The sequence below is a fragment of the Bradyrhizobium sp. 23AC genome, assembly GCF_054863025.1.
Genome location: NZ_JAVAYN010000018.1, coordinates 1 through 12,490 on the forward strand (window position 1 = coordinate 1; position 12,490 = coordinate 12,490).

General features: G+C 58.6%; 9 protein-coding genes. 2 read left to right on the forward strand and 7 right to left on the reverse strand.

Annotation, left to right across the window (positions count from 1 at the left end):
• Positions 1-196 precede the first annotated feature (196 nt).
• The 7 genes from RAD10_RS31265 to RAD10_RS31295 all read right to left on the reverse strand — a co-directional run bounded on the left by RAD10_RS31265 (position 197) and on the right by RAD10_RS31295 (position 9,149).
• The gene (locus tag RAD10_RS31265) at positions 197-979 is read right to left on the reverse strand and encodes a carnitinyl-CoA dehydratase (RefSeq protein WP_461620513.1); all 783 of its coding nucleotides are present in this window, start codon (positions 977-979) and stop codon (positions 197-199) included.
• Entirely contained in the window at positions 972-3,050 is a 2,079-nt protein-coding gene (locus RAD10_RS31270) for an acetate--CoA ligase family protein (protein WP_461620514.1), read from the reverse strand. Before RAD10_RS31270 ends, RAD10_RS31265 begins: the two co-directional genes overlap by 8 nt.
• Before the next feature lie 168 nt (positions 3,051-3,218).
• Positions 3,219-4,376, reverse strand: coding sequence for an acyl-CoA dehydrogenase family protein (locus tag RAD10_RS31275; RefSeq protein ID WP_461620515.1), 1,158 nt, complete (start codon positions 4,374-4,376; stop codon positions 3,219-3,221).
• Between the two features lie 43 nt (positions 4,377-4,419).
• Positions 4,420-5,613, reverse strand: coding sequence for an acyl-CoA dehydrogenase family protein (locus RAD10_RS31280; RefSeq protein WP_461620516.1), 1,194 nt, complete (start codon positions 5,611-5,613; stop codon positions 4,420-4,422).
• 32 nt (positions 5,614-5,645) lie between these two features.
• Entirely contained in the window at positions 5,646-7,109 is a 1,464-nt protein-coding gene (locus RAD10_RS31285; RefSeq protein ID WP_461620517.1) for a 3-hydroxyacyl-CoA dehydrogenase NAD-binding domain-containing protein, read from the reverse strand.
• Positions 7,110-7,123: 14 nt separating this feature from the next.
• The gene (locus tag RAD10_RS31290) at positions 7,124-7,498 is read right to left on the reverse strand and encodes a 3-keto-5-aminohexanoate cleavage protein (protein WP_461620518.1); all 375 of its coding nucleotides are present in this window, start codon (positions 7,496-7,498) and stop codon (positions 7,124-7,126) included.
• A gap of 679 nt (positions 7,499-8,177) precedes the next feature.
• A complete protein-coding gene (locus RAD10_RS31295; RefSeq protein WP_461620519.1) occupies positions 8,178-9,149 on the reverse strand; it encodes a D-2-hydroxyacid dehydrogenase in 972 nt (323 codons plus the stop codon).
• Positions 9,150-10,098: 949 nt separating this feature from the next.
• Here RAD10_RS31295 and RAD10_RS31300 point away from each other — a divergent pair.
• On the forward strand, positions 10,099-10,824 hold the full coding sequence (locus RAD10_RS31300) for an HNH endonuclease (RefSeq protein WP_461620520.1): 726 nt from the start codon (positions 10,099-10,101) through the stop codon (positions 10,822-10,824).
• Positions 10,821-12,041, forward strand: coding sequence for a DGQHR domain-containing protein (locus RAD10_RS31305; RefSeq protein ID WP_270163211.1), 1,221 nt, complete (start codon positions 10,821-10,823; stop codon positions 12,039-12,041). Before RAD10_RS31300 ends, RAD10_RS31305 begins: the two co-directional genes overlap by 4 nt.
• The last annotated feature ends 449 nt before the right edge of the window (positions 12,042-12,490 follow it).

Consider the following 12,490-nt stretch of genomic DNA (forward strand, 5'->3'; position numbering starts at 1 on the left):
AAAGTGCTCATAGCTTGGCCTCGCCTCGGTTGAGCTTGCGGTTATAAATCCTCATCGGTTGATCCTTCTCTCTCATTGGGAGTTTACGTTGACCCTGTTGACTAGGCTTCGGCCGGGCCGCGCCGCCGGGTGAAATCGATTGGAGTTTCACGTGACTAAACCTGGTTTCAAACCATTGCGGTGGTCGTCTCCCGCACTATCTACCCTTCCAAACGGGGGGGCGCTTTTCCGCAAAGGCCCGAGCTCCTTCAAGGCTGTCCTCCGACCCGTAGAGTACGTCGACGGTCGCGAGCTGACGGCGTGTCAACCGGTTCATGGCGTCCTGAAACGAGAGCGCTTCAGATATGCGCGCCGTTTCCTTGATAGCCGCAAAAACCAAGGGCGGGCCGTTAGCTAGCAGGCGTGCGACCTCCCAGACCCGCGCTTCGAGTTCTTCCTTGGGCAGCACCTCGTTCACCAGGCCCCAGCGATGCGCCTCAGCAACATCCATCCAGCGCCCCGTGAGCAGAAGCTCCATTGCAATGTGATAGGGCATGCGCTTCGGCAACCTGATTGATGCCGCATCCGCGAGCGTTCCTGCGCGGATCTCCGGTAGCGCAAAGGAGGAATGATCGGAAGCGTAGATAAGGTCGCAGGAAAGCGCCATCTCAAAGCCGCCGCCAACCGCCATACCGTTGACGCAAGCGATCACAGGTTTGTCGAGGTCACGCAGTTCCTGCACCCCGCCGAATCCGCCGATGCCCCAGTCGCCGTCCGCCGTCTCGCCCTCGGCCCTCGCCTTGAGGTCCATCCCCGCACAGAAAAATTTGTCACCGGCGGTCTTGAGAATTGCGACGCGCAAGTCCGGATCGTCGCGAAACGCCTTGAATGTGTCGCCCATCAACCGCGACGTCTTGGGATTGATGGCGTTGGCCTTGGGCCGGTCCAGCGTGACCTCGAGAATCGAGCCTTCGCGATGGGTCCTGATCGCATCAGACATTTTTGTTTTCTCCGTACACAAGCAATGCATCCGCAATCCAGGCACCGTTGCCTTCGGCACAAACGATCAGCGGGTTGATGTCGAGTTCCTCGATCTTGGCATTCTGCTGCACGAAGGCAGCGATGCCCGCTATGGCCTCGATTGCTGCCGTCACGTCGGCCTTGGGCCGGCCACGGTACCCTTCGAGCAAAGGGTAAAGCTTAAGGCTGCGCAGCGCTGCCTCGATGTCATTGTGTGTTGCGGGCAACATCAGCGTGGCAGTATCGCGCAAAAGCTCGACTAACACACCGCCTGAGCCTAACGTCATGACCTCGCCAAAGATGGGATCACGAGTGAATCCGACGATAAGCTCGGCGACACCATCGCGCACCATGCGCTCAACATATAGCTCACTGGCGAGAGGCAGCAGATCGCATGCCGCGCCGTTGATGCTTTCAGCGTCCGTGAGGTTGAGCCGCACCGCCCCGACCTCAGACTTATGGCTGACGCCGAGCGCCTTCAGTGCGACTGGGACTCCAAGCGCCTGGGATGAGTTTACCGCCTCGGCCGTACTACCGGCGCGCAGGCCTTTGGGCACTGGCAGTCCGGCCTCGATCAGCCGCGCCTTCGCCTCTGCTTCATTAAGCGTGGTACGGTTGACTACATGTGTGCCCGAACCCTTGGTGTTAACCGGTTGGGCCTCTGGCTCACGCCAAGCAGAACCAACGAAAGCGGCCGCTTGGGCGGCATCCAAGGCTTCCGGAACGCCGAACAATGGTGTGATGCCCCGCGTCATCAGTTCGGCGGCATAGTCCTCAGGCATGTTCTCGTGCAGCGACGTGACGATTGCTCCGTTCGCCTTGTTGGTCTTCAGCGCGGCTTCGAATGCGCGCACGATCGTCCAATAGGGACCAGCGTTCGAACAGCGGTCAGGGCGCTGGAAGTCGAGCACCGCCATGTTCAGGTCGAAGCCTCCCGACACCATTGCGGTGAAGGTCGTGGTCAACGCCGGCTCGTCGTTCCACGCGAATGTGTTGTAGTCGAGAGGGTTGGCCACCGCCACCAGGGGCCCGAGCGTTGATCGGACACGTGCGCGGTGCTCCTCGGTGAGGCCAGGGAAACGCACCAGGCGATCTTCCACAGTGTCGGCCATTATTGAGGCTTCGCCACCCGAGTAGCTCATCGACGACAGGCGGTATCCCGACAACGGTCCGGTGACGTGCAACAGTTTGAGCGTCTCAATAAAAGTGGGAAGGGAATCGACCCGGGCGATTCCGAGCCGCTTCAGGAACGCACCGGATGCGGCGTCGGATCCAGCAAGCGACGCAGTATGCGAAATTGTCGCTTGGCGCGCCTGCTCCGAACGGCCGGCCTTCATCGCGATGATCGGCTTTCTTAACTCTCGCGCCCGTGCCGCTAGCCTTTCGAAACCGGCCACTGAGTCGAAGCCTTCGATGTGCAGGCCGAGCGCGGTTACGCGCGTGTCTTCGATGAGGCCGAGCGCAATTTCAGAAAGGCCGGTCTGCGCCTGATTTCCAGCAGTCATTAGAAACGCAATAGGTAAACCGCGCTTTTGCATCGTCATGCTGATGGCGATGCTGGAGGACTGCGTGATGATGCCGACGCCACGTCCCCCCTCGGCAAGTCTGATACCGCCGTGCTGATCGGGCCACAAAAGCGCGCCGTCGGCGTAATTGATCAAGCCGTAGCAGTTTGGACCGATGATCGGCATGTTGCCGGCTGCTGCGACCAGTTCGGCCTGCAGTCTCTCGCCGTCCGCATCATCGGCTTTGGCCTCAAGGAAGCCGGCGGCAAAGCAGACAACACCTCCGGCATTACGCTCAGCCAGCGCCCTGATCACCTCGATGGTGATGTGTCGGTTGACGCCGACCCAAGCAGCGTCTGGAGAGCCAGGCAACTCGGCAACGGAACGATACGCTTTGCGGCCGGCAACCTCGTCTTTAGTGGGGTGGACGGGCCAGATCTCGCCAGCAAAACCCATCTTGATCGATTGCGCGACGACAGTGGCCGCCTGCTTGCCGCCGAATACGGCGACCGATTTAGGTCGCAGAAGACGCTCAAGCTTGTTCATTGGTCAGCCCCTTTGCGCGACATCGCCAGCGAAACGAGATAGAGGCAGTTTCGATGCTGCTCCCGATTGTTCTTCGATGCGGCGCATGCGCCCGGCCGGAAGGTGTGATTGCGCAGACGGGAGGGCTAAGCACGACATTCGAATTCAAGAGGTTACCGGAGTTGTTCTTCAATTGACTTGCTCGGCGCTGAGCCCTCCCAGGCTGGCAAGTCGCTTCAGATGATGATCGGCATCGCCAAAAAGCATGTCGAGCATGGTCACATGCTTGAAATAGTGGCCGATGCTGTACTCCATCGTCATTCCAATGCCGCCATGGAGCTGGATCGATTGATGGCCGATGGCCTTCGCAGATCGGCCGACCTGCACCTTTGCGGCCGAAGTTGCACGCTCGCGTTCCGTCGCGTCGTCCTCGCCCACCATCATCGCAGCATACATGGCCATCGAGCGCGACTGCTCCAATTCGACAAACATGTCGACCGCACGATGCTGCAGCACCTGGAAAGTACCGATCTTCTTGCCGAACTGCTCTCGCGCTTTCAGATAGTCGAGCGTGATCTGCTGCATTCTTTCAAAACAGCCGACAGCTTCCGCGCAGAGCGCTGCAACCGCCTCGTCCACTACCCGGGAGATGATTGGAAAAGCCCCTTCCGGATCGCCTATGACGTCAACATTCTTAACGCGTACATTCTCAAGCGTGATCTCGGCCGCACGCAGAGCATCCTGGGTCGGATAGCCACGGCGGCTAAGCCCATGTGCATCGGCGTCGACAAGGAAGAGACCGATCCCATTCTTCTGTCGTGTATCTCCGGACGTACGCGCAGAGACGACAATCTTATCGGCAGTATCGCCGTGGAGGACGAGGCACTTGGTGCCGTTCAGTATCCATTCGTCGCCGTCTTTCTTCGCCTGCGTTTCGACGTCGAAAAGATCGTAGCGCGACTGCGGCTCGGCATAGCCGAAGGCGAGCTTCAATCGACCTTCCGCGATACCGGGGATCAGGTCCGCCTTCTGCGCTTTGCTCGCTCCAAGCCGAAGTAGCCCCCCGGCCAGGACAACCGTCGCGAAATAAGGCTCGAGGATCAGCGACTTCCCGAACGCCTCCATCGCAATCATGGTCTCGACGGCGCCGCCGCCGAAGCCGCCATGCTTTTCCGAAAATGGCAATGCAAGCAGCCCGATTTCGGCGTACCGCGCCCACATTGCGTCGCTATAGCCTTTCGCGTCCGTCTGATAGATGCGGCGCTTCTCAAAGCCGTAGCTGTCCGCCAACAGGCGCTCGATGCTGTTTTTCAGGAGTTGCTGTTCCTCCGATAGATCAAAATTCACGGTCGAAATTCTCCTGAATGAGAGGCGCCAGTTTCTTCGAGCATCAGAGGCCGAGGATTGCTTTGGCGATGATATTCTTCTGAATTTCTCTGGAGCCCGAATAGATTGACGCCGCTCGGCTGTAGAAATAGCCGGGCGCGATCGTCGCGGCCCAATCGGGGCCGATTGGCGGCTCGTTACTTTCGAGTTGATCTTCCGAACGATAAGGAAGGGCGTAAGGACCGACCACATCCATCAGAAGCTCCGCAATCGTCTGCTCGATTTCGGCGCCCTTGAGCTTTAGGATGGAGCTTGCGGGATCCTGCGCACCTTTCTGCTCCTTCGAAGCGTTCGCTAACACGCGAAGCTGCGTCATTTCGAGGGCCTTCAACTGGACTTCAACAGCGGCGATCTTCTCCCGAAACGAGGCTTGGTCTATTAATGGCGCCCCGCCGGCGCAAGATCGCGCGGCAAGGTCCTTGATGCGATGGATGCTTTCCTTGGAAGAAGTTACGCCGGCATCGGAAAACCGCTCGTTGGCGAGAAGAAACTTTGCGTAGCCCCAGCCCTTGTTCTCCTCGCCGACCAAATTCTCGACCGGAACACGAACGTTGTCGAAGAATATCTCGTTGACTTCGTGACCACCGCTGATCAACTCGATCGGGCGCACTGTAACGCCAGGTGTCTTCACGTCGACCAGGAGGAAAGAAATTCCCTGCTGCTTCTTCGCTTCGGGATTTGTCCTCACCAAGCAGAAGATCCAATCAGCGTATTGCGCCCAGGTCGTCCAGGTCTTCTGACCATTGACGATATAGTGGTCGCCCTCACGCACGGCTCGCGTTCTGAGTGAGGCGAGGTCGGAGCCGGCACCCGGCTCTGAGAAGCCTTGGCACCACCAATCCTCAGCATTGGCGATACGTGGCAGATAGTACTTTTTCTGCGCCTCGTTTCCGAAGGTGTAGATTACGGGGCCGACCAGAGACTCGCCGTAGCCAAACTGCGTCCAGGCGGGAAACGCTCGCACCTCCTCTGTAAAAATGTAGTATTGCACAGGGGTCCAGCCTGCTCCTCCGTATTCTTTTGGCCAGGTGGGGACGCCCTTCCTGTAGAGGATGCGCACTCCGGCGGCCTTTTCGTGTTTCGAAAGCTTACGCCCTTCAGCCAGCTTGCGCCGTAGCTTCGGCGGCATGTTAACCCGCAAAAGCTGGCGCACTTCTTCGCGGAACGCCCGCTCTTCTGCTGTGAACGCGATATCCATTGATCTTTCCGGTGAGCAGATTAGCTTTGATTTCAGCGCTGCCGGATGCTGGCGCCCACGCGCTCCGGACGAGGCAACTTGGCGTGCCGCTCGGCAAGCTCCAACAATCGCTCGCGCACAACAGCCCGCACCGGCGCGCTACGTCGGCTGGTGGCATCGACATGAATGAGCATTTGCTCGGCCATGGCGACCGGCTTGTCGTCATGCTCGCGAATGACAACATGAAAGACATGAAGGCGCTTGTCTTGGGCGCCGAGCACCTGCGTGAGCACCTGAGCGCAGTCACCAGCACGCAGTTCCCCGAGATGGAAGAGGTGCGTCTCGACTGTATAAAAGGCTCCGCACTTGGACCGATACTCGCTATCCACCCCGACGTAACGTTCTAGGATACCGGTGGCCTCGCTGCAGAGTTGGAGGTAGCGACTTTCATTGACATGTCCGTTGCTGTCGAGCCAATCAGAGGGCATCTGAACGGGCGGCATCCGCAGTGGTCCTGAGCCGCTGTCGATCTGGACATTGTGATCGCGTAGTCCATGCTCCCAAAGCGCAAGTGTCTTTCCAGCACCCTGTCCCTGTGTACGCAAGCCCTGCAGTATGGCCACATAGCAATCGTCGCGTTTCTGTTCGAACTCGAGACTAGCAAGCTTCTCGCCTCTCGCGTCCGCTTGCTCAGCGAGCTTATCAAAGAGGGCGTTTGTGAGCTCTGGTACGTCAGTGAGCTTCGACCACGGGCACTTCAGCGTACCCCCCCATTGCTCCATAAAGCGGCGCATGCCGCCTCCCCCGCCGGCAATGCTGAAGGGACCCGTAATCGCTCGGCGTAGCCCGAAGGAGTAGCGGACGGCGTCATCGACCTCCTGCACAGTGGCCAGATCATCGTTCACCAGCCACATCGCCTCGCGCCACATTGCTTCCTGGAGCCTGTTTGCGATAAACCCGTCCACCTCCTTGCGCACGACGAGCGGGTGCATTCCGAGCCCGCGGTAAATCTCCGCGGCCCGCGTCAGCGCGTCAGGTGGCGTGCGCCGTCCGGCGCACAACTCGACCAGCGGCAGCAAGTACACTGGGTTGAAAGGGTGCGCGACGAGGAAGCGCTCCGGCCGATCCATCTCGACCTGCAGTAAGGAGGGACGCAGACCTGACGTCGACGAGCAGATCAGGGTCTCCGGTGCAGCGGCTCGGCTGGCAGCCGCGAGTAGCTGCTGCTTCAACTCCAGCCGTTCCGGCGCAGACTCCTGTACGAGTTCGACGTCGCGCACCGCGTCCGCAACCGAATCCACAACCGACAGAACACCTTCCGGCGGCAGCGGGAGGCGCGTCAATCGCCGATATGCACGCCGCGCATTGGATATCTGCTGCTGCACTTTTTCAACAGCGCCAGGCGCAGGGTCATGCAGGCGCACGCTCACTCCATTAAGGATAAAGCGTGCGGCCCACCCGCCCCCGATCACTCCGCCCCCCAACAGCCCCACCGTTCGCGGCCGCTTTTCAAACATGGTCCCTGGCCTCTTCAAAGATGGACTTTGAGCGCGAGCTTCTCGCGTACGAGCGCGCCCGCCATGTCCGTCCGCCTGGCGTCCGCGAACTGGGGGAATTCAGGCCCACCCAGCACGACGTCTCCGCCTAATCGTCTCGTTAGGTTGATCTCGGGATCTAAATCCGACCCTCGGATGCGCCGCACCACCTCGCGATGGAGCGCCGGATTGCGGGTGCCTGGGCGGGTTTTGTGATCACCGACATGAATGTGCACTACGGCTGCCTGTTCGAGCGGCGCCTCGATCGCCGAGTCCGCAATCTGCTCAGGGACCGCCGTCACATGCGGGCGATGCTCCACCGCCTCCCCAGCCCCCACAACAGCGCAGGTGATGAACACCTCGGAAGTCATTCCCGCCCTCTCCCGTCGCTAAAGATCTGGGCTGTCCAAAGCCCGGCGGCGATAGGGTTTTATCGAAAGAAAACGTACCCCGGCCCTCGATCTGGATTTGACTAATAAAGCTGCGCGCCAAGCAGAAATTCTGCGCTCTATCGACAAAGGATGAAGTTTTGTCGCGCAGGTCCCGAGGCTGATGCAAGGAAGCAACCGCCTATCGATCGGACTTGGCCGATGTAAGATCAAAGGACAGTGGGGATCTCTGCGATGGGTTTCTCGAGCCGAAGCGCGTGCTCGCCCATCTTAAGCACCAAACAGCACTGGCAGGGAGCGCGCAATGATCCGTCGACGCGAGAGGCTGGTTGCGTATGTCCAGATTGGAGGCCTCCCATGCCTCATCGAAGCAGTAGCGCGTCAACGCCAGCGCCAAACACCGAGCCAGCGTGAATAAGTCCAGCGTCATCTTCGCATGACGATGCACTGCTTCCATTTGCGCGAACTGGCCTGTCCGATGAAACTCATCGGCTAGCGACTTGGCGACGGAAGAATCGACCGGGCCGAAGAAACGGGCCACTCCCGAAGGAGTGGCCCGCAAGTTTGGGAGGAACGCCCCCGCGCGAGAACCGCTGAAATCAGGCCGCAGCCTGGTCAAACGGCGAGATGCAGAGCGAGCACTCGCCTTGAATCTCTATAGTCAGTACCCTCGCGTCAGATCGATCACATTCTGCAATGGCTTCTTCTCGATGAACCGTTGCAGATTAGCGGCGAATATCTCGAACAGGCGCGCGGAGTAGTCGCTCGGATACCCTGAAACGTGGGGAGCGACGAGAACATTAGGCATTGTCCAGAGCGGACTGTCAGCCGGGAGCGGTTCTTGCTCAAATACATCGAGAAGGGCCCCTGCTATGGTCCCTGCTTGCAGTTCCTTCACAAGCTCGCTCTCCGCAACGACAGACCCGCGAGCAATGTTAACCAGAAATGAACTGCGCCGCATAAGACGAAGCTGTTCACGGCCGATTAGCTTGGTCGTTTCGGGAACGAGGGGAACGGCAAGCACAACGAAGTCGGAGAGTTGCAAAAGCTCTGCAAGGCCATCGGGCGGGAGGAGCCGGTCGACGCCCTCCACTGGCGTGCTGACGTCGCACTTCGTGCCGAGCACTGTCATCCCCGCGCCTTTGCCGCGGCGGGCGATGGCGGCCCCGATCGACCCGAGCCCGACCACGCCAAGCGTCTTCTGCGAAATCGGCGGCACCGGTCGCGTGTGCCATTCCTTGCGAGACTGCTCCTGCATGAACCGCGGGAAGTCCCAGTGCATCATCCCAATGCCCGTCATTACAAAATCCGCGATGGATTCACCATGGACGCCTCGAGCATTGGTGACCATGAGATCGCGGATACGGCTGCAAGTCGGCAAGATCGCGTCGATCCCTGCGTCGGTTGACTGGAACCAGCGCAGCCGACGGGCCTTGTCCAAGACATGGGGAGGAAAATTGATGCCGGAACCCACAATGACATCCGCATCCGCCACTTGGGATTCTAACGACGCAGTATCCTTGGCGCTCAAGACGCGCAACGCGGGAAAGCGTTCACGGGCGAGGCGAGCAACCTCGGAACCATGGACCAAGACAGTGACGGCATCGCTGGCCGAAGATGTGGAGGATGTCATCACCAATTCGTCCTTGTTACTCGAGTAAACCGAAACGATTCTTGAGCACTATCGTGCCCTGCTCTTCCCTCAGCTGCACAGGTGATGAACACCTCGGAAATCAATGCACCTTCTCCTGTCGTTGGAAGCCCGACCTGTTCCCGATCCGGGCTCGGCGATAAAATTTGTCGGGAAAGTTTTAGTCTGCTGAGGGATCGGAAATTGACCAATGTGGTCGGTTACAAGCCGAAATTCTGCGCATTATCTGCAGAAAATGAAGCTTTTATCGCCTCGGGCGATAAGCTAGCGAAAACAAGCGTCATGAAGGCTTAGCCGCATCCATTTCCAGATGGCCACCGCATCCATCACCAAGCGCGCCAGGGCCATGCCGGCCGGCCAGATGAGCAGCGCACGTCATCCGGCGCACCAGGTGCGCGCCTTGAGGATAAAGCAAGTACCGCATTTGCGCAGCCGGGAAGACGTCGCTTGTCCAGACATCGACATCAGTTGAACCCGAGCCGTGGAAGGGGGCGAGGTCGGGAGATCATCTCAGCCGCTTTGCTCTTCTCGATGCACGCCAACCACTCTCGTTTCTGCTGCTCTCCATCGCGCCAGAAGGCATGAGCGAGCAAGGCCCCGCGGCACGGCCCAGATCCGCGTGGCCAGCAAAGCAGCAGCCGCGCTCCATGCCGGCACCAACCAATCGCGCCAGACAGGACGAAGGCTGGTGAGGGCATTAAGGATCATCGCATTTCACCGCTGATCGCTCTCTTTACTACTCCTGCTTGTATAACGTACAAGTCTGCCGGTTCGGGGAGAACGGAGACCTCGAGCCAATTGGGTTTGGGGGCCTGAGATCAATGCAAAGCTCAACCGGCCGCTTCGAAGAGGTGCAAAGTCAATGCTCTGGCGGCCTACGACTTACGGCGAGCGCGCATTTCTACATATCTACGAGGCGCTAGGTCGCCACGTGAGCGTCGATGCATCATTCGGCGCAACGCTGGACTTTCTGGTGAACGAGCGATCGTTCCAGGAATTCGCGAAGCTTCATGCGACGATTGAAACATTCATCAGATGCATGCGGGCGGCGGTCTATCTCCAGCCGGAAATCGGCCACCTTGCGCCAACCGACTACGGCAAACAACTGGGCAAGCGCGACTACGTACCTCGCAGGCTTTCGTCCGACCGCCGATTTTGTGAATTGCTCAAGCAGACCGCAATAGTCAGCTTCGAGGCAAAAGACGCTCCGCCTGCCGTCGCCAAGGATATCAAACATGAGACCTCACGATGCTATCTATGCGGAATCAAGCTGGCGAAGACCGGGCCACAGCATTCCAAACCAACCGTGGAGCACTTGTGGCCTTTGAGCCTGGGCGGCGAGTCGATTGAGGAAAACCTCATAGCCGCCTGCCACGATTGCAACACCAAGCGCGCGAATTCCATAACCTGGGCTTGGGGGCCGGTACAGTCCACCGACTATCGACATGATCCGAAAATCAATCCGGACGTTCAACTACGCATCTCATTGGCCATGGCCAAACTGATGCTGGAAGCCTCCGGAGAGCGTCGGGGTGGTCGTTGTTCGCTGAAGGAAGCGGCGCTGCGGCTCGCTCCGCTATTTCCCAATCTCGACATCAAAGATGGCCGGCATCGGGTCTATTTCGAATTATTAGATGAAGTGAGGAAAGCCGGATGAAAAGTCCGTCAAAGACCAAGACATTTGATTATTTCGCTCTCAGCTACTCGCAACGAGGAACAAAGAACTCTCCAAAGTTCATCATGTTTCACGCGCCAGCGGCTGAGATTATCGAATGGGCTGATGTTGATCGGCTAAAGCCAGACAACCTCACCGGAGCGCAGCGCCCTCTTCGAGATCTGAAAGTTAAGAAGGTCGCAAAATTTCTCGACGCAGACCCACGTAACACCATTCCGACCGCTGTTGTGGTCGCTCTCGATGCTGATGCGGTCAGCTTTACTGGAAATGCCGACAAGAAGGATCGCGGGCAATGCGGTAAACTCGTCATTTCACTCAAGGGTACGGAGAAGCCGGGCCTCATCATTGATGGTCAGCACCGCGCCTTTGGCGTGGCAAAGCACAGCGCGATGCTTCAACTGAACGTGATTGCATTCATCGGCGGAGATGATGCCGAACGCGCATTCCAGTTTGTCGTGATCAACAATAGCGCAACGCGCGTTTCCAGAGATCACATCAGGGCACTCAATCTCGCGTTCGATAAGGACACGCTGAACGATCGACTGGTGCAGAGTGCTGGCGTCACGTTGGGAATGAAGGATGCTAAATTCGAAGATTACACGTTCGTAGATAGCATCCCGCCGTTCAAGGGGCTTTTGGACTGGCCGACCAACAAGCATGGCTATATCGCGCCGAACGCGATCGAGAGTGCCTTGGCCGAGACACGGGACCGAGCGACGTTGCTAGGTATCGAAGACCTGGAGCGCGACTTCTTTCTCGCGATCTGGATGCGAATAAAAGAGCGGTTCGGCCCCGCCTGGCGGGCGAACACGCCGGACAAGCCCAGTCACCTTTTGCAAAAAGTCTCCATTATTGTCCTGACCATATATGTCTTAGACAGCCTTGAGGCAGCACAGCGGATGTCCGATCAGCCGCTGGACTTCGCCAACGAGGAGATTTTTGCGAGTTCGGTCGATCGCGTTCTGAAGCGCATTCCACTCGAGTTCTGGACAGTCGAATGGCAGCAGAAAGAACTCGACACCGGCGCCGGGCGCGATGTCTTGCTGGAAGCATTGAAGACCATCGATTCAAACGCTCGTTATGGCCGTCCGTGGTACGACCGTGTCGCACTCGTTGATCCCGGAGACCTAACAGACCAATATGATCGGCCACACGCCCCGAAGAAGAAGGTCAAGAAGGCGACCAAGAAGCGGGCGTAGGACGAGATGTAAAGAGAGGCCGGGCCCACCGGCTTCTCATTTTTTGGTACAAGGCAGGCGCGTACGTCTGGACCATCGCACAGCAGGCCCGACGGCGCCGACCTGGTGTCCTCGCCTCTCCGGATCAAGCGGAGGCCGAAGCTTCCAATGCTGTAGTATTTGCCTGCATTTCTCGACATGGAATGCATCGTTCTTCGTACTTTATCGAGGGGACGCGAATTCAGCCAACGTTGGACGACCGGCGATCTGCTGCGAAGACTGCGGATTAAATTCAGTTGCTCAGCCGGCAAGTGCGAGTTCACCTGTGATCCGCTGCTGGCGAGCGAGCCGCAGTTGGTATTAGCCCCCTTGAGGTCCGGTCCATCGACCTCCTCCAGGCTCAGTTCGCGACGACCTCTGCAACGATTTCGTCGAAGCGAGCAATCTGCCGTGTGCTGCTTGCATCAATT